23 protein-coding genes are annotated in these 25,843 nt (G+C 70.4%); 10 read left to right on the plus strand and 13 right to left on the minus strand.

Annotation, left to right across the window (positions count from 1 at the left end; translation table 11 throughout):
• Nucleotides 1-5 precede the first annotated feature (5 nt).
• The 9 genes from C9I47_RS12030 to C9I47_RS12070 all read right to left on the minus strand — a co-directional run bounded on the left by C9I47_RS12030 (nucleotide 6) and on the right by C9I47_RS12070 (nucleotide 12,754).
• Nucleotides 6-1,844, minus strand: coding sequence for a carboxypeptidase regulatory-like domain-containing protein (locus C9I47_RS12030; protein ID WP_111266957.1), 1,839 nt, complete (start codon nucleotides 1,842-1,844; stop codon nucleotides 6-8).
• A complete protein-coding gene (locus tag C9I47_RS12035; protein WP_223250118.1) occupies nucleotides 1,841-4,114 on the minus strand; it encodes a hypothetical protein in 2,274 nt (757 codons plus the stop codon). The genes C9I47_RS12030 and C9I47_RS12035 overlap by 4 nt, the downstream gene beginning before the upstream one ends.
• A complete protein-coding gene (locus C9I47_RS12040; protein ID WP_111266958.1) occupies nucleotides 4,111-5,268 on the minus strand; it encodes a BatA domain-containing protein in 1,158 nt (385 codons plus the stop codon). Before C9I47_RS12040 ends, C9I47_RS12035 begins: the two co-directional genes overlap by 4 nt.
• Nucleotides 5,268-6,179 carry a DUF58 domain-containing protein gene (locus C9I47_RS12045; RefSeq protein WP_223250119.1) on the minus strand — a complete coding sequence of 304 codons (912 nt, stop codon included), beginning with the start codon at nucleotides 6,177-6,179 and terminating at the stop codon, nucleotides 5,268-5,270. Before C9I47_RS12045 ends, C9I47_RS12040 begins: the two co-directional genes overlap by 1 nt.
• Nucleotides 6,180-6,189: 10 nt before the next feature.
• On the minus strand, nucleotides 6,190-7,185 hold the full coding sequence (locus C9I47_RS12050) for an AAA family ATPase (protein ID WP_111266959.1): 996 nt from the start codon (nucleotides 7,183-7,185) through the stop codon (nucleotides 6,190-6,192).
• A gap of 64 nt (nucleotides 7,186-7,249) precedes the next feature.
• Nucleotides 7,250-7,954, minus strand: coding sequence for a DUF4159 domain-containing protein (locus C9I47_RS12055; RefSeq protein ID WP_111266960.1), 705 nt, complete (start codon nucleotides 7,952-7,954; stop codon nucleotides 7,250-7,252).
• A gap of 22 nt (nucleotides 7,955-7,976) precedes the next feature.
• Complete coding sequence (locus tag C9I47_RS12060; protein WP_111266961.1) at nucleotides 7,977-9,311, minus strand: TldD/PmbA family protein; 1,335 nt, start codon at nucleotides 9,309-9,311, stop codon at nucleotides 7,977-7,979.
• Nucleotides 9,312-9,335: 24 nt separating this feature from the next.
• Entirely contained in the window at nucleotides 9,336-10,970 is a 1,635-nt protein-coding gene (locus C9I47_RS12065) for a TldD/PmbA family protein (RefSeq protein ID WP_111266962.1), read from the minus strand.
• Nucleotides 10,971-11,119: 149 nt separating this feature from the next.
• The gene (locus C9I47_RS12070) at nucleotides 11,120-12,754 is read right to left on the minus strand and encodes a TldD/PmbA family protein (protein WP_111266963.1); all 1,635 of its coding nucleotides are present in this window, start codon (nucleotides 12,752-12,754) and stop codon (nucleotides 11,120-11,122) included.
• Nucleotides 12,755-12,924: 170 nt separating this feature from the next.
• Here C9I47_RS12070 and C9I47_RS12075 point away from each other — a divergent pair, with 170 nt between their 5' ends.
• From C9I47_RS12075 to C9I47_RS12095, 5 genes are all read left to right on the plus strand, one after another.
• On the plus strand, nucleotides 12,925-14,751 hold the full coding sequence (locus tag C9I47_RS12075) for a DUF885 domain-containing protein (protein ID WP_111266964.1): 1,827 nt from the start codon (nucleotides 12,925-12,927) through the stop codon (nucleotides 14,749-14,751).
• A gap of 155 nt (nucleotides 14,752-14,906) precedes the next feature.
• A complete protein-coding gene (locus C9I47_RS12080; protein ID WP_111266965.1) occupies nucleotides 14,907-15,323 on the plus strand; it encodes a VOC family protein in 417 nt (138 codons plus the stop codon).
• 48 nt (nucleotides 15,324-15,371) lie between these two features.
• A complete protein-coding gene (locus C9I47_RS12085) occupies nucleotides 15,372-16,223 on the plus strand; it encodes a DUF72 domain-containing protein (RefSeq protein WP_223250120.1) in 852 nt (283 codons plus the stop codon).
• A gap of 121 nt (nucleotides 16,224-16,344) precedes the next feature.
• Nucleotides 16,345-17,301 (plus strand): aldo/keto reductase, encoded by a 957-nt coding sequence (locus tag C9I47_RS12090; protein WP_111266966.1) that lies wholly within the window; start codon nucleotides 16,345-16,347, stop codon nucleotides 17,299-17,301.
• Between the two features lie 22 nt (nucleotides 17,302-17,323).
• Nucleotides 17,324-18,619, plus strand: coding sequence for an NTP/NDP exchange transporter (locus C9I47_RS12095; RefSeq protein ID WP_111266967.1), 1,296 nt, complete (start codon nucleotides 17,324-17,326; stop codon nucleotides 18,617-18,619).
• Nucleotides 18,620-18,641: 22 nt separating this feature from the next.
• Here C9I47_RS12095 and arsN2 read toward each other — a convergent pair whose 3' ends face one another.
• The gene (gene arsN2 / locus C9I47_RS12100; protein ID WP_223250121.1) at nucleotides 18,642-19,298 is read right to left on the minus strand and encodes an arsenic resistance N-acetyltransferase ArsN2; all 657 of its coding nucleotides are present in this window, start codon (nucleotides 19,296-19,298) and stop codon (nucleotides 18,642-18,644) included.
• Nucleotides 19,295-20,140 carry a DMT family transporter gene (locus C9I47_RS12105; protein WP_141482722.1) on the minus strand — a complete coding sequence of 282 codons (846 nt, stop codon included), beginning with the start codon at nucleotides 20,138-20,140 and terminating at the stop codon, nucleotides 19,295-19,297. Before C9I47_RS12105 ends, arsN2 begins: the two co-directional genes overlap by 4 nt.
• Before the next feature lie 202 nt (nucleotides 20,141-20,342).
• Here C9I47_RS12105 and C9I47_RS12110 point away from each other — a divergent pair, with 202 nt between their 5' ends.
• From C9I47_RS12110 to C9I47_RS12130, 5 genes are all read left to right on the plus strand, one after another.
• A complete protein-coding gene (locus tag C9I47_RS12110; RefSeq protein ID WP_111266968.1) occupies nucleotides 20,343-21,227 on the plus strand; it encodes a LysR substrate-binding domain-containing protein in 885 nt (294 codons plus the stop codon).
• 106 nt (nucleotides 21,228-21,333) lie between these two features.
• Complete coding sequence (locus C9I47_RS12115; RefSeq protein WP_111266969.1) at nucleotides 21,334-22,275, plus strand: DMT family transporter; 942 nt, start codon at nucleotides 21,334-21,336, stop codon at nucleotides 22,273-22,275.
• Nucleotides 22,276-22,363: 88 nt separating this feature from the next.
• Nucleotides 22,364-22,759 carry a DoxX family protein gene (locus C9I47_RS12120; protein WP_111266970.1) on the plus strand — a complete coding sequence of 132 codons (396 nt, stop codon included), beginning with the start codon at nucleotides 22,364-22,366 and terminating at the stop codon, nucleotides 22,757-22,759.
• 73 nt (nucleotides 22,760-22,832) lie between these two features.
• Nucleotides 22,833-23,399: a hypothetical protein gene (locus C9I47_RS12125; RefSeq protein WP_111266971.1), complete on the plus strand. Its 567-nt coding sequence runs from the start codon at nucleotides 22,833-22,835 to the stop codon at nucleotides 23,397-23,399.
• A gap of 11 nt (nucleotides 23,400-23,410) precedes the next feature.
• Nucleotides 23,411-23,632, plus strand: coding sequence for an RNA-binding S4 domain-containing protein (locus C9I47_RS12130; RefSeq protein WP_111266972.1), 222 nt, complete (start codon nucleotides 23,411-23,413; stop codon nucleotides 23,630-23,632).
• Between the two features lie 17 nt (nucleotides 23,633-23,649).
• Here the strand turns inward: C9I47_RS12130 and C9I47_RS12135 are convergent, their stop codons facing one another.
• Together C9I47_RS12135 and C9I47_RS12140 are read right to left on the minus strand one after the other, a co-directional pair.
• Nucleotides 23,650-24,630, minus strand: a complete 981-nt coding sequence (locus C9I47_RS12135; protein ID WP_111266973.1) for a hypothetical protein — start codon at nucleotides 24,628-24,630, stop codon at nucleotides 23,650-23,652.
• 90 nt (nucleotides 24,631-24,720) lie between these two features.
• The gene (locus tag C9I47_RS12140; protein ID WP_111268124.1) at nucleotides 24,721-25,773 is read right to left on the minus strand and encodes a hypothetical protein; all 1,053 of its coding nucleotides are present in this window, start codon (nucleotides 25,771-25,773) and stop codon (nucleotides 24,721-24,723) included.
• Nucleotides 25,774-25,843: the final 70 nt, after the last annotated feature.

Below are 25,843 nucleotides of genomic sequence, written 5' to 3' on the forward strand. Positions count from 1 at the left end.
CGCCGTCATCCTGCCACCACGAGACCGCGACGCCAACGCTCCAGACCCCATAGCAGGGCGACCGAGCCCAGCCACGCCAGCCACCACGGCCAGGACGCGCCGCGCCGCTGCACCAGCACGATCCCGTCTGCCGCGTTCGGGGAGGCGTCGCCACCGACCAGCGCGAGCGTGCCCTCGCGCAACGCGGCGGCGCGCAGGCCCGGCGCTTCGCCGCTGGCGCGGACATGGAACGGCCAGGCTTCCCCGTCCTGCAGCAGCCGATGCCAGCCGGGAAAGCGCGGCCAGTAGCCGGCGCAGCGCTCCGGGCCCGCCGCCGGATCGGGCAACAAGGTCGACGTCGAACCGTCCGGAGCCGTCACCGATGCCGCCTCGCCGACCCCGCAGATGCGGACACGATGCCCTTCGCGCGCGCCGGGGTCGACGCGCGGCGGTTGCGCGGTCCCGCGCGCGAGCGCCGCGAACGCCGCGCTCCACAATTCCGCGTGCAGGTCGCCGCGCCCGGACAGCGGCAGGCGGTAGCTGTCGACCAGCGTGGAAACGCCGATACGGCCACGGCCATGCGCCTTCCAGTACATCCAGTCGCTGCCGGCGGGTCCACGCAACGGGACCGCGGCGGCGCCCTCGAAGCGAAGATCACGCCGCAGCAGCCGCGGCGGCGGCGCGGCGACCAGTTCCAGATCCAGCGGTGCGTCCTCGCTACCGCCGCCCAGACGGGCACGCAGGCCGGCCTCGTCCAGCCCCTCCGGCTGCGGCAGGGTCAAGGCGGCGGTGGCGGTGCCGGCGTCCGCCGCCAGGCCCAGCGCGTCCAACTGGGCGCGGGTCCGGGCCGGCAACGGGCCGGTGACCCGCAGCAGCAACCCCAGCCCTTGCCGAACCGCCGCCAGCAGGGCCTGCCGGCGGGTATCGCCCAGCCCTGTCCAGACACGCTCGTCGAGCACCACCAGGTCGAATTCCGCGAGCCCGTCGACGGTCATCGGCAGCGGCCGATCGCCCAGTTGCACCCCCGCTCCGACCGCGATCTGCGCATGCAGCGGCATGCCGGCATCGCCGATCCAGCGGCGCAGCGCGCGCAGCTCCGGATTCGGCGCCCCACCCAGCAGCAACACCCGCGGCGCGGGCGGATCGGTCACCTGCAACGGGACCGGCAGACGCTCGACCGGCTCGTGTTCCGCGTCGAACACCTGCAGGTTGAACGTCGCCAGGCCCGCCGCGCGCGCGGTGCCGTCGAGTGCGAACGCACCGGCGTCCGACAGACTGGCCGCCGCGACGCGTTGGCCGGACGGATCGATCAGCTCGACACTGCCGCCGTCGACGCCGTTCACGCGCCCGCCGATGCCGAAACCATCGCCGGCGGCGATCCGCGATGGCGCCCACAGCCCGGTCACACCGGTGGGCAGCGCGGCCGGTTCGAAGGCCAGCGCGATGCCGCCGACCGCGTCGCGATCGCGCGCCTCCAGCCCGTCGCCGATCACCTGGATCCGCGCCGTGCCCGGGTGGCGGCGCAACGCGGTCGCCAGGTCCGGCACCGCTTCGGCATCGCCCGGCTCGGGCGCCTCCGGCAACGCCACCAGCGCTTCGCCGCGCGTGGTCGCCGCCAGTTGCGCGCGGGTGGCGCCGGCGGTGAGCACGGTCAGGGTCCCGCTGCGGACCGCCAGCGGCGGCGGCACCAGGCTGCGGTACAGCAGCCACGCCGACAACGGTTGCAGGATCAACAACAGCGCCAGCCACCACCCGCGCGCACGCTGCGGACCGCGCCACTGGCGCCAGAGCAAGCGCAGCACGGCGACGGCCACCGCCAGGCTCAGCAGTGCGACAAGCCAGTCGCCGGAAGGATTCGCGTTCATGGTGACGGCGCTCCCAACGCATCCAGATAGCGTCCGCCGCCGTCGTCGGCGGCGTCGCGCCGCGACACGGTCGCCGGCGGGCGCGCCATCGCGCGCCACAACTCGCCGGCAAGCGCTTCGCGGCATGTCCCGCACAGCGGGTCGTTGCGCAGCGCGTCGATGGCCGCGACCAGGGCCAGCGGATCGCGCTGGCGCTCGCCGTTCGCGCGCACCCAGGCATCCAGCGCGTCCAGCGCCTCGTCATCGGGCGTGGCCCGCGACGGATCGCCCAGTTGGCGCCAGACCCGGGCCGGCACTTCGTCTTCCGATCGCCCCGGTGCCGCCGGCAATGCACGCCGGGCGATGCCATCGCGGTCGCCGCCGAGCCGACGGCTCTCGTCGATCGGCGGCAACTGCGACCCCAGCTTGGCGAGATAGATCCGGTCGGCCTGCTGTACCTGCTTGATCAGTTCCAGCGCCCGGTAGGCATATGGCAGGGCCTGCTGCGGCTGTCCCTGACGCAGCTCCAGCTCGGACTGCCACATCTCGCGCAGCGCCCCGCGCAGGATCTCGCGGGTCTTCGGGTCGAGCAGGGTCGCCGCTTCCGGCAGGTCGTGGGTATGGCCGAACTCGGCCAGCACATCGGCGTCGCGACCGAACACGCCATCGTCCGGCGCCGGGTCCGCATGATCGTGGCCAGCGTGACCGGCGCCCGCCGGGGCGTCCTGATCGCCGTCGTGGTCGCCGTCGTGCGGGTCATCGTGGTCGTCGCCAGCACCGCCGTCCGCGGTTGGCGGCGCCTGTTGCCCGTAGTCGTCGATCGGCAACAGCGCCGCCGGGGACTGCGCGGCGTCGTGGGTCGGCGGTGGCGGCGCACCGCCTTCGCTCTCTTCGCCGAGGAACTGCCCGTAGCGCAACCGCAGCAGGCGCTGGTCGACGCCGAGCGCGTCGGAGCGGTCGAGGAAGCGCTCGGGCGTCATGGCCGGCTTCCGCTTCAGCAGCGCCTCGGCATCGATGATGATCTGCCGCTGGCTGCGGAAGTACGCCGGCAGCACCTGCCGGGCCAGCCCCTCCAATCCGCTCACGTCCGGCACCGGCTGCGGCGGCCGGCGCAGGATCAGGCTGCCGCTGCGCACCGACTGCGGTCGCGGTTGGCGGTTGTCGCGCACTTCCAACTGCACCACCAGGTCCTCGCCCCAATCCAGCGCCAACGCGGCGACATCGATGCCGGCCTGGAAGCGTCGGCGGGCGCGCTCGCCGCTGCCGCGCAGGATGCGCACGCTTTCCTCGAAGCGGATCTGCTCGCCGCTGCCGCGGGCGACGGTGACATGCAGGCGGGCTTCGGCATCGACGCCGTGGTCGTCGCTGGCCTCGAACGCGACCTGCCAGGTGCGCTGGCCCGGCGTCATCATGGTGAGGCCGGTTTCCGGCGCCAGCGCACGCACCTGCGGAGGTCGGTCGGGAATCGCATCGAGCCTGTGCAGCGGCGCTTGCGGCCGCGATCGATCCCGCGCCTGCGTGCCGGTGGCGACGACCCGGTACAGAGTCGAACGTTCCAGGAGATGTCCGCCGACCCAGTCTTCGTCCTCGCGCCGCAGTTCGATCCTGTCGCCGTCATGGAAGACCAGCGCCGCCGCCGCGGGCTGCGGCTCGAAACGCAGCCGCCAGCGCAGGCGCGAGCCCTGCGGCGCCTTGGCATCGAGTGTGTCGACCTCCCGTTCCGGCAGACCGGTGTAGCCCGGCGGCGCGACATGCAGGCGTTGCGCGACCAATTGCGGGAGCTGCGCCGACGGTGCTTCCCGACCGGCGTCGCGCGTGCTCGTCGGCGCCTGTCCACCGACCGGCCACAGCAGGGCGGTGGCGGCGCACAGTGCCGCGAGCGCACACGCGGTAGCGATCGCCCGCCGCGACCATGCTGGCCGCAGGTCCGGGGCGGCGGCGACGCGCTGCCACAGCCGGGCGCGCTGCAGGCGCTGCAACGGCGACAACCCGGCCGGTTCTGCAAACAGCAGGGCGGCGCTGTCCTCCATGCCCGGAGCCAGCGTGTCCAGACGGCGCTGCAGCCAGCGCCCGTCGATACGACGCATGCGCCAGATCGCGATCGCGGCGAGCACCGCCACCGCCGCCAGGACGGCTACCCGCGTGGCGGGAACATCGCCCCAGCGCCAACCCAGCGCGGCGATCGCGAACGCCGGCGGCAACCCGATCCACAGCGTGTCGAGGCCCACCCGCAGACGCGCCTCGCGCCAACGCTGCCGCAACGGATCCCGTTCGCCGCCGGCGCCGCTCACGTCCGGGCTCCGCGTCGGCGCGAGGTCGCCAGCCAGCGTTCGGCCAGCCACACCAGCGCGATCAACAATGCCCACCACGGTTGCAGATCGCGTGGCGGTTGCGGGTAGGCATCGGCGCCGGTCGCCGGCGCATGCGCGCGCGCCGGCGCCCGTGCCGGAGCCGGCGGCGGCTGCAGCAGCGCACGCAGGCGCGCGGGAAACCCAGGCTCCAGCAACACCGGCATCGACGCCGGCGACAGCGGTCGGGTCAGCCTGACCACCCGGCCGCGACCGAGCATCGTGGCCTCTGCCAAGAGCGTGCCGTCGGCGTCGCGCCATGCGGCCACCATCGCCGGCGGATCGGACAGCGACACCGCGGCCGCCAACAACGCGGTACCGCCGTCGGCGATCCAGGCACGTGCCGCGGGCGGCAACTCGCCGGGCTCCAGCCATACCAGCACCGCGTCCGCCGGCGCGGAACCTGCCGGAGTGGAGAGGGTGACCGCCGCCGAGGCCGCATCCGGGTCCGGCCACCAGGCGTGCGTGGCCGCCCGCAGGTAGCGCAGCGCGGGCGGCGCCGGATCGCTGGCGACCACATGCAGCAATGGCGGCGCCGTCGCCGCGATCGGCGGCTGCGGCATCGCACCCGGTACCACCTGCCAATCGACCTTGCGCGAAAGCACCGGCAACTGCGCATCGGCATGCTCCAGCCGCTCGGGCACCCGCACGGTCAGCGCGATGTCGGCCGGCAGTTCGGCATCGAGCTGGCGCAGCAGGCTTGCGAACGGCACCGGCCCGTGCGGAGCAGGCTGCGCGATGTCGGGAAAGCCCGGCGCCAGCCAGCGCACCTCGACATCCCGGTCGCCAGCGGCCGGCAGACTCGCCGGATCCACCCCGGCGACCACCACCGTCCACGGAGTACCCGCCGCTTCCCCGTACAGCACCGGCCGGGCCAGCCACAACGCGACCAGGGCCAGCAACGCCAGGCGCAGCAGCAGCAGCGGCCATTCCTCGAAGCGGATGCGCTGGCGTGGACGCGGTCGCTGCCGCAGCCATCGCAACGCGGCGAATTCGGTCGGACGCTGCTCGCTGCGCCGGGCCAGGTGGATCAGCAGCGGCAGCAGCAAGGCCGTCAGCGCGACCAGCGCGGCGGGCAACAGCAGGGCGAACGACATCAGCGCGCCCCGGCAACGGCGGCGCGGCCGCCGAACAGGCGTCGCAACGGCAGGTCCAGCGGCTGGTCGAGCACATGTTCGACGTGCCGGATTCCGGCGGCGTCGAAGCGCGCATCCATCCCGCGCCGCGCCGCGCCGAAGCGCCGCAGGAATTCCTCACGCAACGCGCGGCCGTCGCCAAGCAGCTCCTCGCCGGTTTCCGGATCATGGAAACGGCGCCCGTCATCGAAGGGAAAATCGCGCTCGGCGACGGTCAGCAGGCGGAGCGCCAGCACTTCGCGGCCGGCCGCGGCCAGGCGCTCGGCCAGCGCGACGCAGGCCTCGTCCAGGCAATCGCCGATCAGCATCACCATGTCGTCGGGCGCGACCCGCTCCCACAACGGCAGCAGGCGATCGGCGCCGGGGAAGCGTCCGCCCGGCTCGGCCTCGTGCAGCGCCAGTTGCAGGCGGTCGCGCTGGCGCGGCCCGGAACCGGGCGGCACCAGTCGCAGGCCCTGCTCGTACAGCACCACCAGGCCGCAGGCGTCGTGTTGCGCCAACGCGATCTCGGCGATGCTCGCGGCCAGGACGCGGGCCGCCGACATCCGGGTGAACGACGGCGCGCCCGCGTCGGCCTGCCCCATCGACGCGCTGGCATCCAACAGCAACCACAGCACCAGCGGACTCTCGCGTTCGGCCTCGCGGACGAAGAAGCGGTCGCTGCGGGCGTACAGCTTCCAGTCGATCTGGCGCGGTTCGTCGCCGAGCTCGTAGGCGCGGTACTGCGAGAACTCCAGGCCGCTGCCGCGGCTGCGGCTGGCGTGCATGCCCAGTCCACGTCCGGCGGCCGCGCGCCGGGGCACGATGCGCAACTCGCGCAGCCGCGCGCGCACCTGCGGAGGAATCAGCTGGGCCACCGGTTCCCGGGTCACGGTCCTGGGCTCAGGCGGCGGGCATCGGCATGTCGCGCAGCAAGGCGGCGATCACGTCGTCGGTACTCACCTGTTCGGCCTCGGCCGCGAACGACAGCAGCAGCCGATGCCGCATCACCGGTGCCGCCAGCGCGGTCACGTCCTCGCGCGTCGCCGCCAGGCGGCCGTGCAGCAGCGCGCGCGCCTTCGACGCCAGCACCAGCGATTGCCCGGCGCGCGGCCCAGCGCCCCAGCGCACGAAACGCGCGATCGGCTCCGGCGCGCCCTCGCCCGGCCGGGTCGCCCGCACCAGTCGGTTGATCCAGCCCAGCAGGTCGTCGCCGACGTGGACCTGACGGGTCAATGCCTGCAGCGCCAAGACCTGGTCGCCGTCCATCACCTGCGGCACCTGCGCCGTCCGCGCACCGGTGGTCTGGACCAGGATCGAGCGTTCCTCGTCCTCGTCCGGGTAGCCGACCCGGATCTGCAGCAGGAACCGGTCCAGCTGGGCCTCCGGCAACGGATAGGTGCCGGCCTGCTCGATCGGGTTCTGGGTCGCCAGCACGAAGAACGGCGCCGGCAGCTCATGGGTCGCGCCGGCGAAGCTGACCGTGCGCTCCTGCATCGCCTCCAGCAGCGCGGCCTGGGTCTTGGGCGGGGTGCGGTTGAGCTCGTCGGCCAGCAGCAGGTTGGTGAACACCGGACCGCGCTGGAAACGGAAGTGGCGGTGACCGGTGCCGTGGTCCTCCTCCAGCAGCTCGGTGCCGAGCAGGTCGCTGGGCATCAGGTCGGGCGTGAACTGCACGCGCCGGAACTGCAGCCGCATCGCCTGGCCCAGCGTGCGCACCAGCAGGGTCTTGCCCAGTCCGGGCACGCCTTCCAGCAGGCAGTGGCCGCCGGCGAGCAGTCCGATCAGCAATTGTTCGACGACCTCGGACTGGCCGACGATGGCCTGGGCGATCGCCGCGCGCAGTTCCTCGATGCGGGCGGTCTGGGTCCGGATGTCGGCTTCGGAGATGTCGTTCATGGATTCGGATCGTGCGGAGAAGACGGTGGGGTCGCGACCGCGTCCGCAGCCGGTCGCGCGCGGGTCACGCGGTCAGCGCGTACATCACGATATTGACCGCGAACTTTGTGTTGTCCTCGGCCAGGAAACGCTTGTTGCGCCAGTCGTAGTCCCATTCGCAGCCATAGTCCTTGTTGCTGTAGAGCACCCCGAGGCGGCCGTCGATCTCGATGCCCTGCAGATAGTCGTGGACCAGGTCGTCGCCCCAGCCGTTGAGCTCGAAGCTGGTCGCCGGCGGGCCGTCGGGGAAGCGGAAGAAACTGCGGTAGAGCGCGTGGCTGTTCGGCAGCTTGCGCAGTGCGCCGGCGCCGAAGATCGATTGCATCTGCCGTTCGAACGACTTGGCGAACAGGCCGTCGATGTCGTGATTGCAGTCGTCGACGAAGACGAAGCCGCCGTTGCGGACGTAGCGTTCGAAGTTGCGTCGTTCGGCGACGCTGAAGTCGACCAGCTTGTGCCCGGCCAGGTAGCAGAACGGCGCGGTGAGCATTTTCGGATCGGCCAGATCGATCACATGCTCTTGCGGATCGACCCGCAGGCCGGTGTAGTCGATCAGCGCGGTGATCAGGTTCGAAGGCATCCGGGTATCGACGTCCCAGTCGCCTGATACGTAACGCAGCCGGGTGAACCAGAAGTCGTAACCGGCCGCCGCCGCCGCGCGCAGCGGCGCCGCCAACCAGGCCCCGGCGACGCCGCCGGCCAGCAGCCGCAGGAACCGGGCGCGGTTCATGGTCCTGCGGCGCCGGTCATGGTCAGACCGCGTCGGACAGCGAGGTGAAGGTGAAGTCGCGCAGCTTCATCGGCGGCAGCATCATCACCAGGCTGGACTCGTCGCCGGCCACGCGCACCGGACGACCGAGCTCGTCGATGTTGTTGAGCATGATCACCGGCGACTCGTTGAAGCGGAAGTTCTTCACCGGGTACTTGATCTGGCCGTTCTCGATGTAGAAGGTGCCGTCGCGGGTCAGGCCGGTCAGCAGCACGGTCTGCGGGTCGACCATGCGGATGTACCAGGTGCGGGTGACCAGGATGCCGCGATCGGTGCCGGCGATCAGCTCGGCGGTGCTCTTGTCGCCGCCGGCCATCAGCAGGTTGCCCGGCTGGCCGACCGCGCGCTTGCCCTTCTCCTTGGCCCAGTAGCGCGAGTAGTTGAGCGCGACCACCTTGCCGTTCTCGATGATCGGCATCCGCTCGCGCGGCATGCCCTCGTCGTCCCAGGGCATCACCGGCGCATCGGCGTCCCACGGGTCGGCGATGATGTTGACCCGCGGATCGTAGACCTGCTCGCCGAGCTTGTTGCCGCCGCCCTGCTTGGACAGGAAGCTGCGCCCCTCGTCGGCCGAGCGCGCGTCGAAGAAGTTCATCATGAACGAGACCAGGCCCGCGACCGCGGCCGGCTCCAGGATCACCGTGTACTTGCCCGGTTCCAGCGCCCGCGCCTTCGCCGACGCGCTGGCCTTGCGCATCGCCACCCGCACGTCGCGGTCGGCGTCGAACTCGCTGGCGTCCCTGACGCTGCGTCCGACCCAGCCCGAGCCCTGCCCGTCCTCGGTGCGCACCGTGCAGGTGTAGTTGAAGCCGGTGCCCTTCTGGTAGCCGAAGTTGCCGTTGCTGTTGGCGAAGGCGACGAAACGCCGGGAGTCGACCAGGAAGCCGGCGGCGACCAGGTCATCCTCGCGGCAGGGGCCGATCGAGTCGGCGGCCACTCCGGCGCGGAACTCGGGAGTGATCGCCGCGGTCGACTCGCTCCAGGTCGGGCTGGGTTTGTACTGCTGTTTGCCGATCGCCGGCATGAACTCGGGATTCTCCGGCGCCAGCCGCGCCAGGTCCTCGGCGCGGCGCACCACCCGCTCCAGCGAGGCATCGTCGAACTCGTTGATGGTGGCGATGCCCACGCGCTTGCCGAACGCGACCTGCACCGCCAGCTCGACGTCGTCGACCAGTCCGCTGGTGGAAACGCTGTTGAGGGCGAAGCGGATGTTGCCTTCGGTCGCACCGGCCAGGGTCGCGCTGCACTCGTCGGCCTTGGACAGGGCGATCACCTTGTCCAGGATGGCCTTGGCTTTGTCTTCGGTGAAGATGGTCATGGTCTGTTGTCTCCTGGACGCCGGTCAGCCGAGCGAGCGGGCCGTGTTGATCACGTTGATGCCGTTGAAGCGCGCGGTGGCGGAGCCGTGCGAGACCGCCGACACCTGCCCGGGCTGGCCCTTGCCGTCGAAGAACGAGCCGCCAAGGCGGTAGTCGCTCTCGTCGCAGATCGCCACGCAGGCGTTCCAGAACTCCGGCGTGCGGATCTGGTAGGCAACGTCCTCGATCATGCCGGTGATCTCGCCATTCTTGATCTCGTAGAACAACTGGCCGCCGAACTGCGCGTTGTAGCGCTGCTGGTCGATCGAGAACGAACCGTCGCCGATGATGTAGATGCCGTTCTCCACGTCCTTGACCATGTCGGCCACGCTCAGCGTGTCCTTGCCCGCGGCCAGCGACACGTTGGCCATGCGCTGGAACTGCACGCTCGACCACGAATCGGCGTAGCAGCAGCCGTCGGACTCGTTCTTGCCGAGGATGTGGGCTTGGTCGCGGATGGTCTGGTAGTCGACCAGCTTGCCGGCCTCGATCAGGTTCCAGCGCTTGCACTTCACGCCTTCGTCGTCGTAGCCGACCGCGCCGAGGCTGCCGGGCTGGGTCTTGTCGGCGAACACGTTGACCTTGTCGCTGCCGTACTGGAAGCGCTGCTCGCGCTTGTCGAGGGTGGCGAAGCTGGTACCGGCGTAGTTGGCCTCGTAGCCGAGCACGCGGTCGAGCTCCAGCGGATGGCCAATCGACTCGTGGATCGTCAGCCAGGTATGCGAGGGGTCGAGCACCAGGTCGTAGCGGCCGGGCTTGACCGACGGCGCCTTGAGCTTCTCGCGGGCGTGCTTCGCCGCCGCGATGGCGTCCTCGCGCATGTCGTAGGAGCTGCCGTAGTTGACCACGCCGTTGGGCGAGACCACCTTGCCGGACGCCGCGCCGTCGAGATACTCGAAGCCCATGCCCATCGGCGAGGACAGGCCGTCGCGGGTGCGGAACTTGCCGCTGTCCTTGTCGATCGCGGTGACCGTCATCGGCGCCCAGATCCGATGCACGTCCTGGTCGATGTAGGAGCCGTCGGTGCTGGCGAAGTACTTCTGCTCGTTGACCAGGAACAGCATCGAGTTGACGAAGCTGGCGCCGGCGCCCATCGCCGCGGCGTTCACGCCCAGCAGCAGGTCGACCTTGTCCTTGATCGGCACCTCCATCGCATTGCGGCGGATCGGCGTGCGCCACGACACCTCGCCGACACCCGGGGTCGGCGCCAGTTGCACCGGCTCGTGCTGGATCCTGGCATTGGCCTTGGCGATCGCGACCGCCTGGCGCGCGGCCTGGGCGACGCCGTCGGCGGTCAGGGTATTGGTCGCGGCGAAGCCCCAGCTGCCGCCGGCGATGACGCGCACGCCAACGCCGGTCGACTCGGTGTTGACCACGTTCTGGACCTTGTCCTCGCGGGTGATCACGAACTGGCGCAGGTAGCGGCCGATGCGCACGTCGCAGTAGCTGGCGCCGTCGCCGGTGGCGGTGTTGATGGCGACGTCGGCCAGGGTCTTCTTCATCCCGACGTCCAGCGTGGTGGTCAGTTCCTCGGCGGCGATCGCCTTGCCGAGCCACGTCGGCAGCACCAGTCCGCCGAGTCCGAGGCCGCTCAGGGCCAGAAAGTCGCGTCGTTGCAAGGCAGCTCTCCCGTTGGGGTGCCGTCGGCGCGAGCGCCGCGCGGCGGGTTTGGAGGCGGGGCATGCGCGGCGTACCGCACACAACGCCTCGATTCTTGCGGCCGCCTATTGACGCGTCAAATGACTTTTGTCATGGAGGCGCGACCGGATCAGCCCAGATTGCGTGCGGTGTTGATCACGTTGATGGCGTCGAAACGCGCGGTGGCGGCGCCGTGCGACACCGCCGACACCTGCGGTGGCTGGCCCTTGCCGTCGAAGAACGAGCCGCCGAGACGGAAATCGCGCTCGTCGCAGATCGCCGAACATGCGCCCCAGAACTCCGGCGTGCGGATCTGGTAGGCGACGTCCTCGATCATGCCGGCGATCTCGCCGTTCCTGATCTCGTAGAACAGTTGCCCGCCGAACTGCGCGTTGTAGCGCTGCTGGTCGATCGAGTAGGAGCCGCGCCCGTGGATGTAGATGCCGCGCTCGACGTCGCCGATCATCTCCGCCACGCTCAGCGGCCCGGGTCCGGGCTCCAGCGACACGTTGGGCATGCGCTGGAACTGCACGCTCGACCACGAGTCGGCATAGCTGCAGCCGTCCGAGGCCTGCTTGCCGAGGATGTGGGCCTGATCGCGGGTGCACTGGTAGTCGACCAGCACGCCGTCGCGGACCAGATCCCAGCGCCCGGTCTTCACGCCCTCGTCATCGTAACCGACCGCACCGAGGCTGCCGGGCCGGGTCCGGTCGGCAACGAAATTGACCCGTTCGCTGCCATAGCGGAACCCCGCATCGCGCTTGTCCAGGGTCGCGAAACTGGTGCCGGCGTAGTTGGCCTCGTAGCCAAGCACCCGGTCCAGCTCCAGCGGATGGCCGACGTTCTCGTGGATGGTCAGGAACAGGTTGGACGGATCCAGCACCAGGTCGTAGCGGCCGGGTTCGACCGATGGCGCCTTGAGCTTGGCGCGTGCCTGCCGGGCCGCGGCGACCGCGTCCTCGCGCATGTCGTAGGCGTCCGCATAGGCGACCAGGTCGCCCGGCAGCGCCACCCGTGCGCGCGGATCGGGCTCCATGAACTCGTAGCCCATGCCCATCGGCGCGGACAGGCCGTCGCGGGTGCGGAACCGGCCGCTGGCCTTGTCCACGGCGGTGACGGTGAACGGCGCCCAGATCCGGTGCACGTCCTGGTCGATGTAGGAGCCGTCGGTGCTGGCGAAGTACTTCTGCTCGTTGACCAGGAACAGGCGCGAGGCGACGAAGTCGGCACCGGCATTGATCGCCGCCGCGTTCACGTCCAGCAGCAGTTCGACCTTCTCGGCGACCGGCACCGTCATCGCGTTGCGACGGATCGGCGTGCGCCAGGACACCTCGCCCACGCCCTGCACCGGCGCCAGGCGCACCGGTTCGCGCTGGATGCCGGCATTGGCCCGGGCGATCGCCAGCGCCTGCCGGGCCGCCTTCGCGGCGCCGTCCTCGGACACCACGCTGGTCGCGGCGAAGCCCCAGGCACCATCGACCAGCACCCGCACGCCGACACCGACCGACTCGGTGTTGATCACGTTCTCGACCTTGTCCTCGCGGGTCATCAGCGCCTGCCGCAGGTAGCGACCGATGCGCACGTCGCAGTAGCCGGCACCGGCCTGGCGGGCCACGTCCAGGGCGGCGTCGGCGGTGCGCTTCTTCAGCCCGGGGTCGAGCACCGCGGCGAAGCTCTCGGCGGCGACCGCCCTGCCCGCGAACCCGGGCAATGCGAGGCCGCAGGCGCCCAAGCCTCCCATGATCAGAAAGTCGCGGCGATGCATGGAGGCTCTCCTGTGGCGACGGGACGCGATCAGGTACAGCCAACCACCTTGCTGACCGCACGCGGCGGCGTCAAACCAACCAATGGCACAGTCGCCCGCGACGAGCGCCGCAGGCACCGCCCCGGCGTTATGCTTGCGACCTGCGTCGCGCCCTGTCACCGGAGCCCATCATGCGCCTCAAACCCCTGACCCTCGCCCTGCTCCCGAGCCTGCTGGCACTGTCCCTGTGCGCCTGCCAGCCGAGCCCTCCGGCAGCCCAGGACAACGCCGGGGCGACCACCGACGCCGCCGCGACCGCCGAGGCCGATGCCGCCTTCCAGGCGCTGGCCGGGCGCTGGCTGGAAAAGTCGATGGAGTTCTCGCCGATCGCCGCGACCCAGATCGGCGACCACCGCTACGACGACCGCATCGACGACCTGAGCCAGGGCGGCCGCAAGCGCTCGCTGGAATTCCAGCGCAAGGTCCTGGGCGAGCTCGACGCGATCGACGTCACCGCGCTGTCGCGCGAGAACCAGGTCGATGCCGCGATCCTGCGCAATCAGCTGCGCTACGACATCTGGAGCAACGAGACCTTGCAGAGTTGGGCCTGGGACCCGCAGGTCTACAGCCAGCTCGCCGGCAGCGCGCTGTACGGATTGATGGCGCGCGAGTTCGCGCCGCTGCCGCAGCGGTTGAAGTCGGCGACCGCGCGCATGCAGCAGATTCCATCGCTGTTCACCCAGATGCGCCAGAACCTGGACCCGGCCCGGGTGCCGAAGATCCACGCCGAGACCGTGTCCAGGCAGAACGCCGGCATCCTCAGTCTGGTCGACGGGCTGATCGTGCCGCATGCCGGGGCGCTCAAGGGCGAGGACCGCAAGCAGCTCGACGCCGCCATCGCCAGCCTGCGCAAGGCGGTCGCCGAACACCAGACCTGGCTCGACGAGACCCTGGTGCCCAACGCCAAGGGCGACTTCCGCATCGGCGAGACCCTGTACGACGAGAAGCTGGCATTCGCGCTGAATTCGCCGCTGTCGCGGCAGGACATCCGCAGCCGGGTCGAGGCCGACATCGAGCGCACCCGCGAGGAGATGTACGGGATCGCGCGCGGCGTGCTCGCCGGGCGCGACGACGCGCCGGCGCAGATGCCCGACGCGCCGACGCAGGAACAACAGCAGCAGGTGATCGAGGCCGCGCTGGAGCTGGCCTACGCCGACCGCCCGGCCCGCGACGAGGTGGTCGATGTCGCCACCCGCAGCACCGAGGAGGCGACCGCCTTCGTCCGCGAGAACAACCTGGTCAGCGTGCCCGACACGCCGGTCAAGATCATCCTGATGCCGGAATTCCAGCGCGGCGTCGCGGTCGCCTACTGCGACTCGCCCGGCCCGCTCGACAAGGGCCTGGACACCTTCTATGCGGTCTCGCCGATTCCCGACGACTGGAGCGAGGCGCAGGTCGACTCGTTCCTGCGCGAGTACAACACCCGCTCGATCCACGAGCTGAGCATCCACGAGGCGATGCCCGGCCACTTCCTGCAGCTCGCGCATTCCAACAAGTACCCGTCGACGCTGCGCGCGGTGCTGGGATCGGGTCCGTTCATCGAGGGCTGGGCGATGTACGGCGAGAAGGTCATGGCCGACGCCGGCTACATGGACAACGACCCGCTGATGCAGCTGATCAATCGCAAGTGGAACCTGCGCGCGATGGCCAATGCCCTGCTCGACCAGGCCATCCACGTCGAGGGCATGAGCCGCGAGGAGGCGATGGAGCTGATGACGGTCACCACCTTCCAGCAGGAACGCGAGGCGGCCGGCAAGTGGGTGCGCGCGCAGCTGACCTCGGCGCAACTGCCGACCTACTACGTCGGCTACAGCGAGCACCTGGACCTGCGCAACGAGGTCGAGCAGCGCGAGGGCGAGGACTTCGACCTGAAGGCCTACCACGACAAGCTGCTGTCGTTCGGCTCGCCGCCGGTGCGCTTCGCCCGCCAGTTGATGCTGGACGAGCCGATCCGCTGATCGCGCGGGGGGAGGCATCGCCGGTGCTTCCCCCGCCGCGTCGCGCGCGCGCCGGCCCGAGACGCGAACCGGCCCCGGCCCGACGGCGCCCGGCGGCTCCACCACGGCGACCGCGTTCGCGCTATCGTCGATGCTGTCCCGCAGCGAACCGGAGCATGGCGATGAACGGAAGCACCGTGATCCCCTGTCTGACCTACCGCGACGCCCACGCGGCGATCGAGTTCCTGTGCTCGGCCTTCGGCTTCCACAAGCACGCCGTCCACGCCGACGCCGACACCGTCCACCACGCCCAGCTGACCCATGGCAACGGCATGATCATGCTCGGATCGGCGCGGAAGGACGGCGAGTGGTCCGGCCGTATCGCGCAACCGGACGAGATCGGCCTGCGCGAGACCCAGAGCCCCTGCGTGATCGTCGCCGACCCCGACGCCCACTACGCGCGGGCCAAGGCGGCCGGCGCCAAGATCGAGATCGAGATTGCCGACCAGGACTACGGTGGCCGCGGCTACATGTGCCGCGACCTCGAAGGTCACCTGTGGTGGTTCGGCAGCTACGATCCGTGGGCGGCCTAGGCGCCCGGGACCGAACAAGCACTGGGACTGAACAAGCGGGAGACACGATTGGACCTGTTCACAGCGGCCGACGACGGCATCGCGTCCACGACACCGGCCATCAACGGCATCCGCGTCGGTATCGGCGGCTGGACCTTCGCGCCCTGGCGCGACAACTTCTATCCGAAGGGCCTGGTGCAGCGCCGCGAGCTGGAGTACGCCAGCCGCCAGCTCAGCGCCATCGAGATCAACGGCACCTTCTACGGCGCGCAGAAGCCGGCCGTCTATGCCAAATGGGCGGCGGAGACGCCGGACGGGTTCATGTTCTCGCTGAAGGCACCCAAGCGGGTCACCCATGCCGCTGCGCTGGCGCGGGTCGGCGCACAGGCGCGTGCGTTCATCGACGGCGGCCTGGGCGAACTCGGCGACCGGCTCGGGCCGATCCTCTGGCAGCTGGCGCCGCAACGCAGCTTCGACCGCGACGATCTCGCGCACTTCCTCGATGCCCTCCCCGAGACACTGGACGGGCAACGGCTGCGGCATGTGCTGGAGGTGCGTCACGACAGTTTCCGCACTCCCGCCTATCTGCAGCTGGCCCGCGAGCACGGCGTCGCCACCGTGTTCACCGACTCCGACCGCTATCCCTCGCTGGCCGACATCAGCGGCCCCTTCGTATATGCGCGACTGATGCGATCGCAGTCGGAGATCGACACCGGCTATCCCGAAGCCGATCTGCGGCAATGGGCCCGGCGCGCGCGGCAGTGGGCGCGCGGCGGCGATTGCGACGACCTGCCGCACGTCGAGGCGGCGAACGCCGCTGCGGCCGCCCCGCGCGAGGTGTTCATCTATTTCATCAGCGCGGCCAAGGCCCGCAATCCGGCCGCCGCCACCGCCTTGATCGACGCGCTGCGAACGGACTGAGCCGGCATCGGCGGCCTGGGCGCCCGGTCACGGCGGCCATGCCGTTCGGCACTGTGAGCCGGCCCGGTATTGACGCAGCCTCGGCCAGGCAACGGTTCCGTTCCCGCAGCGAGGCCGCGCCATGACCAGTCGCCGAAACTTCCTCACCGCCACCGCGCTTGCCGCCGGCGGCCTCGCCCTCGCGCCGCTGGGCGCATGCAGCCAGGATGCGCCCACGACAACCGGTGCGCCCCTCCCCGCGCAGACGCCCGGCAGCCTCGCGACCCGGCCGATCCCCGCCAGCGGCGAAGCGCTGCCGGTGATCGGCATGGGCACCTCCGGCAGTCTCGATGTCGGCGATGCGCCCTCGGCGCGCGCGCCGCTGCAGGAAGTGTTGCGCCTGTTCGTTGCCTCCGGCGCGACCCTGATCGACACCGCACCGACCTACGGCCGCTCCGAACCGGTGCTGGGCGAACTGATCGCGGCGGCCGGCGTGCGCGACAAACTGTTCCTCGCCACCAAGCTGTCCGGCGTCAGCGGACGGGAGCAGGGCCTGGCCCAGTTCGAGCGCTCGCTGCGCGACCTGGGCACCGACAAGGTCGAGCTGTTGCAGGTGCACAACCTGCGCGACACCGACACCCAGTTCGCGCTGATCGAGGCACTCAAGCGGCAAGGCCGGGTGCGCTACTCGGGGCTGACCCACTACCGCGAGGAGGCCCAGGCCGAGCTGGCCACGGCAATGCGTCGGCTCAGACCCGACTTCGTGCAGATCAACTATTCGCCGGTGTCGCGCGGCGCCGAGCGCGAGGTGCTGCCGCTGGCGCAGGAGCTGGGAATCGCGGTGATCATCAACCGTGCGTTCGAGGACGGACGCCTGTTCGCGCGGGTCCGGAACCGGCCGGTTCCGGACTGGGCGGCCGAGGTCGGTGCCGATTCCTGGGCGCAGCTGTTCCTCAAGTTCGCGTTGTCGCACCCGGCGGTCAACGTGGTGATTCCGGCGACCTCCAAGCCGAAACACCAGGCCGACAACCTGAAGGCCGGCGTCGGCGCGTTCCTGGACGACGCCCAGCGCGCGGCGCTGATCGCGGCGTTGGGCTGAGGGCGCGGAGCGACCCGGATCGATGACGGCCTCCGGCACCGCACCGCGCACGCTGAGCCGCTGGGCGGCGCGTCTGTTCGGCCTCGGCGAGGACGAGGCGATGCCGGTGCTGTCCGGCGCGCTGCTGTTCTTCCTGCTGTTCACCGGCTATTTCATGCTGCGGCCGGTGCGCGAGACCATGGGCATCGCCGGCGGCGTGCGCAACCTGCAATGGCTGTTCACCGCCACCTTCTTCGCCACCCTCGCGGCAATGCCGCTGTTCGGCTGGGTCGCCGCGCGGGTGCCGCGGCGGCGCATCCTGGCCTGGGTCTACGGCTTCTTCGTCGTCAACCTGCTCGGGTTCGCCACCGCGATCCACTTCCAGCCCGACAACGCCTGGCTCGCGCGCGGCTTCTACGTCTGGCTGTCGGTGTTCAACATGATCGCGATCTCGCTGGCGTGGAGCGTGCTGGTCGACCTGTTCCCCAGCGCCCAGGCACGGCGCACGTTCGCGCTGATGGCGGCCGGCGCCAGCCTCGGCGGACTGACCGGCCCGCTGCTCGGAGTCGCGCTGGTGGGCACGGTCGGCCATGGCGGACTGCTGGCGCTCGCGGCCGGGTTCCTGATCGCGGCGATCGTCGCCTGCGAAGGCCTGCAGCGCTGGCGCGACCGTCACCCGCTGCCGCTGGAGGACGGCGCTGGCGACCGCCAGCGACGACTCGGCGGCAGCCCGTTCGCCGGCGCCAGCACCGTGCTGCGCTCGCCGTACCTGCTCGGCATCGCGGTGTTCGTGTTGCTGCTGGCCAGCGTCTCCACCTTCCTGTACTTCGAGCAGGCGAAACTGGTCGAGGCGCGCTTCCCCGATCCGGTCGACCAGACCCGGGTGTTCGGTGCCATCGATGCGATCGTGCAGACCCTGGCGATCCTGTCGCAGCTGTTCGTCACCGGCCGTATCGCGCAACGGCTCGGCATCGGCGTGCTGCTGGTGGCGGTACCGCTGGTGGTCGCGACCGGCTTCCTGTGTCTGGCGTTCGCGCCGACCTTCGCGGTGCTGGCGGTGGTGATGATCGTACGTCGCGCCGGGGAGTACGCCTTCGTCCGCCCCGGCCGCGAGATGCTCTACACCGTGGTCTCGCCGGAGGCCAAGTACAAGGGCAAGAACTTCATCGACACGGTCGTCTACCGCGGCGCCGATGCGGTCAGCGGCTGGGTCAAGACCCTGGTCGACATGATCGCGCAGCATCCCGCCGTCGCCGCGGTCGCCGGCGCCGCGATCGCACTGCTGTGGGCGGCCACCGGCGGCGGCCTGGCGCGCGCGCAGCGGCGCCATCCGGACTGAGCGGCAGCGAATGGCGGCCGCGCTACAGCGGCTTGGACATCAGCACCGCCGAAGCCGGGCACAGCGATGCGAACTGCGCGGTGGCGGCCACGGCCGCCGGCGCGGCTTCACGCGAAAACTCCGCGTACCCGAGCCTGGCGAAGTAGCCGGCGGCGTCGGTGGTCAGCAGGAACAGCCGGCGCAGGCCGAGATCGCGCGCGATCCGCTCGACATGGGCGACCAGCTCGCCTCCCAGGCCACGCGAACGTACCGCCCCGGCCACCGCCAGCGAGCGCAGCAGGGCCGCGTCGTCGCCGCAGCGCTCGATACCCACCGCCGCGTCGAGCACGCCGTCATGGCGGATGCCGAACAGATGGGTCGCGCCCAGCGCCAGGTCGGCGCTTTGCAATCCGGCCGAGGCCAGCAGCGCCAGCGCCTCGGCATCGATCTCGACCGGCACGATCCGCGGCCGTTTGTGCGCCTCGGCAATGACGCGCTTGTCGAGAATGCGCACCGCGCCGACCATCAACAGGCGCATGTCGCGCACCAGATAGTCGGCCAGGGCCGCGTCGTCGATGTCCTCGCCGGCGATGTCGAGACGGAAGCCCTGGCCCTGCATGCCGCCGCCGTTGCTGAAGTCCACCTCGAAGTCGAACAGCACCCGGTGCTGCGGCGCGCAGGCGCTGTCCGCCTCGATCATGGACGCTTCCCGCCCTGGCTGAAGGCGACGCTGGCGAGGATGATCGCGCCGGCCACGCCCATGGTCAGGGTCAGCGGCTCGCCCAGCAACCACCAGGCCCAGGCGACCCCGAACACCGGCACCAGATAGGTCACGGTCGAGGCACGGCTGGCGCCGACCCGGGCGATCAGGCGGTAGTACATGACGAAGGCGATCCCGGTGCACAGCACGCCGAGCAGGGCCGCGCACAGCCACGACAGCGGCGGCACCGACGCGTCCGGCCATTGGCTCGCCGCCAGTGGCGATACCAGCAACGCGGCGCAGCCCAGGGTCGCCGCCGCCACCGCGGCCGGCGGCAGGCCGGTCAGGTGGCGACGCACCAGGTTGATGCCGATGCCGTAGAGGAAGGCCGCACCGGCGCCGGCGGCGACCGCCCAGCCGATGCTGGCGCCGGCGACCTTGCCGCTGGCGAGCACGACCACGCCGGCGAACCCGGCGCACAGCGCGATCGCACGCCGGCTGCCGATCTTCTCGCCGAAGAACATAAAACCGATCAGCGCGGTGAACAGCACCGTCATCGCGTTGCTGATCGCGCCGATGCCGGCCGGCGCCCGCTGGGCGGCCCAGGCGAACAGCACGAACGGGACCGCCGAGTTGATCAGGCTGATACCGGCGAGCCTGGGCCACAACCGTGGCGGGAACTGACTGCGCGCGCGCCACAGGAACGGCATCAGCACCAATGCTCCCAGCGCCAGGCGCACCTCGACCAGCGCGAACGCACCGAAGTCGGGGGCGGCGACCCGCATGAACAGGAACGAGGCGCCCCAGATCGCGCCCAGCAGACACAGCTCGAGCGGGGTCATCCAGTCGCGTGCACGGACATCCGGGAGCGGGCGCCCGGCATCCACCGGCGGCGCGGCGGTGACAGGGGCGGAACAGGCGGCGGCATTGGGGGAGGTCATCAGCAACGAATCCGATTCGTGACTTTCGACCATTCTCCAATTTGCCATGGCCCTTACAAGCGCATACTTTCGAGTCTAGCCACAAACAGGACTTGAAGCTCAAATGGCCCTACGCGCAGACCTGTTACCGGCTCTTGCGGCCTTCGAATCGGCGGCCCGCCACCAGAACTTCACCCATGCCGCCGAGGAGCTGCACCTGACCGCCAGCGCGGTCAGCCACCACGTCCGCAAGCTCGAGGCCCGGCTCGGGGTGGCCCTGTTCCAGCGCCATGCTCGTGGGGTCTCGCTGACCGCCGAGGGACGCCAGCTGGCCGACGCCGCCGGCAGTGCACTGGCCGACGTCGACGGCGTCGTGCGCGCCCTGCGTGCCGGACGCGACGAGCACGCGCGGGTCCGCATCACCACCCTGCACTCGCTGGCCTACACCTGGCTGATCCCGCGCATGCGCGCCCTGGAGGCGGCGCACCCGGACATCCGCCTCAGTCTCGACACCGAGGTCGCGCTGACCCGCTTCGACGACGGCGGTCCCGACCTGGGCATCCGCCACGGACCCGGCCACTGGCCGGGCCTGACCGCGCACCTGTTGATGGACGAGACCCTGTTCCCGGTCGCTTCGCCCGGCTTCCCGGGGCTGGATCGGGTCGTCTCTGCGGCCGACATCGCGCGCCTGCCGCTGATCGCCGACCATGCCCGCCAGGGCTGGCTGGACTGGTTCCGTGCCGCCGACGTGCACGGGGTGAGGATCGAGGAGCGGCATACCTTCAGCGACACCACCGACGCGCTCAACGCCGCCGCGTTCGGCCACGGCGCCGCACTGGCGCGCGAACGGATCGCGGCGCCGTACCTGGACGCCGGGCGCCTGGTGCGCCTGCCGGGACCGGCGCTGCAGGCGCGCTGGAGCTACTACGTGGTCTACCCCGCCCACCGCCGCTTGCGCCCGGCCGCGCGCCGCTTCGTCGACTGGCTGCTCGCACAACCGGCCGACTGACCGCGAGCGGCGGTGGTGGGCAGGCGCCGGCAACGATCCGCGCCTGCCCCCTCCGCCATCGGCGCCGCTTCTGCAACACTTGGCCTCCCCCTACGGACGCCCGACGATGTCCCCTACCGGCAAGGCCCAGTTCCAGATCCACTTCTGCGTGCTGCTGTGGGGCTTCACCGCCATCCTCGGCAAGCTGATCACGCTGCCGGCGCTGCCCCTGGTCTGGTGGCGGATGCTGCTGGTCGTGGTCGCGCTGGCGCTGGTGCCCAGGGTCTGGCGTGGACTGCGCGCGATGTCGCCGCGGCTGCGCTGGTCCTACGCCGGCATCGGCGTGCTGGTCGCCCTGCACTGGCTGACCTTTTACGGCGCGATCAAGCTGGCCAATGCCTCGGTCGCGGCGACCTGCATGGCGCTGGCGACGGTGTTCACCGCGCTGATCGAGCCCTGGCTCGCGCGCCGCCCGTTGTCCCGGCGCGAACTGGGACTGGGCATCGCGGTCCTGCCCGGGGTCGCCCTGGTGGTCGGCGGCGTGCCCGACGGCATGCTGCCCGGGATCGCGGTCGGCGCGCTGTCGGCGGTGTTCGTGGCGGTGTTCGGCTCGCTCAACAAACGCCTGGTCGACCACGGCGACCCGCTGACGGTGACCGCGCTGGAGCTGGGTGCCGGCACCGTCGCGCTGACCCTGCTCGCGCCGCTGATGCCGTTGCTGTTTCCGGCCTTCGCCGGGCCGCTGCTGGTCGTGCCGCCCGCCCTCGACGCCATGTTGCTGCTGCTGTTGGCGCTGGCCTGCACGCTGCTGCCGTTCGCGCTGGCCCTGGTCGCGCTGCGCCACATGAGCGCGTTCGCCGCCCAGCTGGCGATCAACCTGGAGCCGGTCTATGCGATCGCCCTGGCCATCGTGCTGCTGGGCGAGCAGCACGAGCTTACCCCGCGCTTCTATCTCGGGGTGGCGATCATCCTGCTGGCGGTGCTGGCGCATCCGCTGATCAGCCGCCCGCGCCAGCCGGCCCACACCGAGCTGCTGGGCACCGCCGAGGCCAAGGACATTTCCGACTGACCGGCGGTCGCCGCTCGAGGGCGAACGCCCCGCATTTCCCGCTATCCTCCCTGCGTTCCCGGCCCGCGCCGCCTTCCGAGAATCCCGAATGAACTCGACCACCCAGCACGACATCGCCAAACTGATCCTGCGCGTGACCCTCGGCCTGCTGGTCATGCTGCACGGCGCCGCCAAGCTCAAGGGCGGCATGGCCGGCATCATCGGCCTGGTCGAGTCGCACGGGCTGCCGGGCTTCATCGGCTACGGCGTGCTGATCGGCGAACTGCTCGGACCGCTGATGCTGATCGTCGGATTCCATGCCCGGATCGGCGCGGTCCTGGTCGCGGTCAACATGCTGTTCGCGATCGCGCTGGTGCACATGGGCGAGCTGGGCCGTTTCAACGGCCAGGGCGGCTGGGCGCTGGAGCTGCAGGGCATGTTCCTGGCAGCGGCGGTGGCGCTGGCCCTGCTGGGCCCGGGCCGGTTCAGCGCCAACCAGCGCTGAGCCCGAGCGCGCCGGACCCCCGCAACGGAGCACGCGCACGACGGAACACATCGCCCGGCCACGGGAGAACGAGATGGAACAGTACCCGCATATCCGCATCCTGATGGGCATCGTGCTCGGACTGTCGATCACCACCCTGCTCAAGGGGCTGGCCCAGTACGTCCAGCACCCGGGACGACAGAAGCCGTACTGGATCCACATTGGCTGGGCGGTCACGATGTTCGTGCTGCTGGTGCACTTCTGGTGGTGGGAATACCGGCTGACGCACGTACAGGAATGGACCTTCCTCAGGTACGGCTTCCTGATCGGCTACATCGTGCTGTTCTTCCTGCTGTGCACCCTGCTGTTTCCGGACGACCTGCGCGACTACGACGGCTATCGCGACTATTTCATGTCGCGGCGCCGCTGGTTCTTCGGACTGATGGCCCTGTCCTACGTCGTCGACCTCGGCGACACCCTGATCAAGGGGCGCGACTACTTCGCAGGTCTCGGCCACGAGTACCTGTTCCGCAACGCCGCCTACGTGCTGCTGTGCCTGGTCGCGATGCGGACCCGCTCGCAGGCCTTCCACGCGGGCTTCGTCGCAATCGCGCTCCTCTACGAGCTGAGCTGGATCTTCCGCCTCTACCAACACCTCTGAACGGACCCGCCATGGCGCAATCGATCACCTTCGAACTCGACCGCGAATACGTCGAACTCAACCAGTTGCTCAAGCTGAGCGGCGTCTGCGACAGCGGCGGCAGCGGCAAGATGCTGGTCGCCAGCGGCGCGGTCCGGGTCGACGGCGAAGTCGAGCTGCGCAAGACCTGCAAGATCCGCGCCGGACAGAGGGTCGAGCTGGACGACGTCCGCATCGACGTCGTCGCGATCTGAATCGCGCGGGCGGCGACTCAGGCGATCGGCAACGCCCGCTGCGCCTGGCAGAGTTCGTCGTGCAGGGCCATGACCCGCCCGGCCTCGTCGTCGACGGTCCGGATGCTGCCCAGCGCCTCGATGAAGCGGCAGGCGGCGTGGTCGCGCGCAACGCGCTCGTAGCCCTCGATCCAGCGCCGGCGGTCGGGCATCCGCTCCGGCGACACCGGCCAGGTGCCCGGACGCGGACGCATGTGACGGTCGATACCGATGCGCCATGGCTTGGGACTGACGCGGGCGCGGAAACAGTGCTGGCGCCGGCACATCCGCGCGTACATCGGATCGCTGCCCAACGCCTCGAACAACGCCGCGGCCTCGTCGCCGGTCGGGTCGAAGCGACGGTGCATCACCAGCACACGCAAACCTGCCGGAGTCCGGTACACCCGCAGGTGCCAATCCGGTCGCGCGGCGACGAAGGCGGCGATCCGGGCACGCGCGATGTTCTCGGTGCCGCCACGCAATCTCGCCGAAAGCCGGTACAGCAGATTGGCCAGCGCCCCGCCGAACATCAGCGCGATCACCGTCGCCATCACACCCCAACCCAGCGACTGCTTGACCGAACCGATCGCGATCGCCGCCACCACGAGCAGACACAGCACGACCGCGCGCAGTCGCCCGCTCGCCCGATCGGAAAAGTCGATGTCGGCGAACAGCACGTCGGGGGTGTTCAGGCACAGCGCGCCATAGCTGTTGCGCGAGACGATGCTGCGACCGTGGCGCTGCACGATCTCCTCGCGGATCGGCACGCCCTCGGCGCCGTTGTAGGGCACCTTGGGTTCGCGGCGGCGCAACGCTTCGCCGGCGAGAATGCGCTCCATCGCCTCCTGCGCACGGGCATCGGCATGCGCCTGGGCGGCGTCGGGACTGTCGTCCGACCAGCCGAAGCGGCGGACCACGACATTGCGCCGCCGACTGCGCTGCTTGAGCCGTGCCTCGGCCCAGTACTCCGGTACGATCATCCGCCCTGTCCTTCCCTGCCGGCGATGCGGCCTGCGATGTCAGCGCGAGACGTTAACCCGCGGCGCGCACGCTGACCAGCGCCCGTCGACTCAGTCGTACTCCGACAGCGGACCGTCGGCGGGACAGTTCCGGTCGGGGAAGCCGTAGCGCTGCTTCAGGTCGCGACCGCATTCGCCCATTCCCGCGACTTCCTCGCCCGGAGTCACGCACAGCAGGTTGTAGTCGCGGAAGAACGCGTCCTGGCGGCGCACGAAGGCCTCGCCGCACTTGCGCGCCAGGCGGATGCGGTCGAGGTCGTCCTCGGCGGCATTGCGACCGGCCAGTCCGAACAGATCCAGCTCCTGCGCGGTCAGCAGACGCAGACTGCGATTGGGCACGGTCATCATCAGGTCGGCGATCGTGGTCGCCGCGCCGTTGCGCTGCAGGTACAGGTTGAGTTGCTCGTGGATCTCGCGCAGCTCCTGGTTGAGCTCGGCGCGCGAGGTGGCCTTGGACCCGATCCGCAGCATCCGGTGGATGCCGACCGGTCCGGCGATCATGCGCATGTCGCCAGCCGCCAGGATCAGCACGCAGGAGCTGTGGCAGACCGCGTCCTCGCGCACCCAGATCATCCAGCCGGACTCGGCCATCGCGTCGCCGGCCCGGATCGCGTCCTCGACCTGGCCGCCGCTGGAGTCGATGTCGAGGATCCGGCTCTTGATGCCGAGCGTGTCGCCCATGTCGGCGACGCGCTGGACGAGTCCGGTGAAATCGGAGGAGATCTTGCCGCGATAGCGGATGCGCACGACCCCCTCGTCGCGACACGGCTGCATCTGCTTCCACAGGCTGGAAAAGCCGAGCGAGACCAGCGCTTCGCCATCGCCCTTGGCCTCGTAGTCGCGATCGCAGCTGAGCCAGGCTTTTCCGGAACTCAGATCCATCGGGGTCCAGTCGACCGTGGCGATGTCCTCGTAGGGGTCCCACTTGGGTTCCGGCTTCGGGATCTCGACCACGGTGGCGCCGAAGTCCTGGCGCGACTCGCTGTTCATCGAGGTCGCGGTCTGCGCCGATGGCGTCGGCGCGTCGACCGGGGCCTGTGAGCCGCAGGCCGCGAGCACGGCGCAGGTCAACAGCAGTCCACAGGTTCGGATCGGATATCGCATCGGCATCATGGGGGTGTGGTCGGCATCCGGCGCGCATCGCGCCGGCGCCCGCACCCCCAGTCTAGGCGGC

Source organism: Marilutibacter maris, assembly GCF_003233695.1.
GTDB lineage: Bacteria > Pseudomonadota > Gammaproteobacteria > Xanthomonadales > Xanthomonadaceae > Marilutibacter > Marilutibacter maris.

What these genes read in the sequence shown, in the direction of transcription:
- C9I47_RS12125 (WP_111266971.1), top strand. Translation starts at nt 22,833, where the DNA reads ATGGAACAGTACCCGCATATCCGCATCCTGATGGGCATCGTGCTCGGA.
- C9I47_RS12080 (WP_111266965.1), top strand. Translation starts at nt 14,907, where the DNA reads ATGGCGATGAACGGAAGCACCGTGATCCCCTGTCTGACCTACCGCGAC.
- C9I47_RS12115 (WP_111266969.1), top strand. Translation starts at nt 21,334, where the DNA reads ATGTCCCCTACCGGCAAGGCCCAGTTCCAGATCCACTTCTGCGTGCTG.
- C9I47_RS12030 (WP_111266957.1), bottom strand. Translation starts at nt 1,844, where the DNA reads ATGAACGCGAATCCTTCCGGCGACTGGCTTGTCGCACTGCTGAGCCTG.
- C9I47_RS12090 (WP_111266966.1), top strand. Translation starts at nt 16,345, where the DNA reads ATGACCAGTCGCCGAAACTTCCTCACCGCCACCGCGCTTGCCGCCGGC.
- C9I47_RS12055 (WP_111266960.1), bottom strand. Translation starts at nt 7,954, where the DNA reads ATGAACCGCGCCCGGTTCCTGCGGCTGCTGGCCGGCGGCGTCGCCGGG.
- C9I47_RS12070 (WP_111266963.1), bottom strand. Translation starts at nt 12,754, where the DNA reads ATGCATCGCCGCGACTTTCTGATCATGGGAGGCTTGGGCGCCTGCGGC.
- C9I47_RS12135 (WP_111266973.1), bottom strand. Translation starts at nt 24,630, where the DNA reads ATGATCGTACCGGAGTACTGGGCCGAGGCACGGCTCAAGCAGCGCAGT.
- C9I47_RS12110 (WP_111266968.1), top strand. Translation starts at nt 20,343, where the DNA reads ATGGCCCTACGCGCAGACCTGTTACCGGCTCTTGCGGCCTTCGAATCG.
- C9I47_RS12105 (WP_141482722.1), bottom strand. Translation starts at nt 20,140, where the DNA reads ATGACCCCGCTCGAGCTGTGTCTGCTGGGCGCGATCTGGGGCGCCTCG.
- C9I47_RS12050 (WP_111266959.1), bottom strand. Translation starts at nt 7,185, where the DNA reads ATGAACGACATCTCCGAAGCCGACATCCGGACCCAGACCGCCCGCATC.
- C9I47_RS12075 (WP_111266964.1), top strand. Translation starts at nt 12,925, where the DNA reads ATGCGCCTCAAACCCCTGACCCTCGCCCTGCTCCCGAGCCTGCTGGCA.
- C9I47_RS12140 (WP_111268124.1), bottom strand. Translation starts at nt 25,773, where the DNA reads ATGCGATATCCGATCCGAACCTGTGGACTGCTGTTGACCTGCGCCGTG.
- C9I47_RS12060 (WP_111266961.1), bottom strand. Translation starts at nt 9,311, where the DNA reads ATGACCATCTTCACCGAAGACAAAGCCAAGGCCATCCTGGACAAGGTG.
- C9I47_RS12095 (WP_111266967.1), top strand. Translation starts at nt 17,324, where the DNA reads ATGACGGCCTCCGGCACCGCACCGCGCACGCTGAGCCGCTGGGCGGCG.
- C9I47_RS12130 (WP_111266972.1), top strand. Translation starts at nt 23,411, where the DNA reads ATGGCGCAATCGATCACCTTCGAACTCGACCGCGAATACGTCGAACTC.
- C9I47_RS12120 (WP_111266970.1), top strand. Translation starts at nt 22,364, where the DNA reads ATGAACTCGACCACCCAGCACGACATCGCCAAACTGATCCTGCGCGTG.
- C9I47_RS12040 (WP_111266958.1), bottom strand. Translation starts at nt 5,268, where the DNA reads ATGTCGTTCGCCCTGCTGTTGCCCGCCGCGCTGGTCGCGCTGACGGCC.
- arsN2 (WP_223250121.1), bottom strand. Translation starts at nt 19,298, where the DNA reads ATGATCGAGGCGGACAGCGCCTGCGCGCCGCAGCACCGGGTGCTGTTC.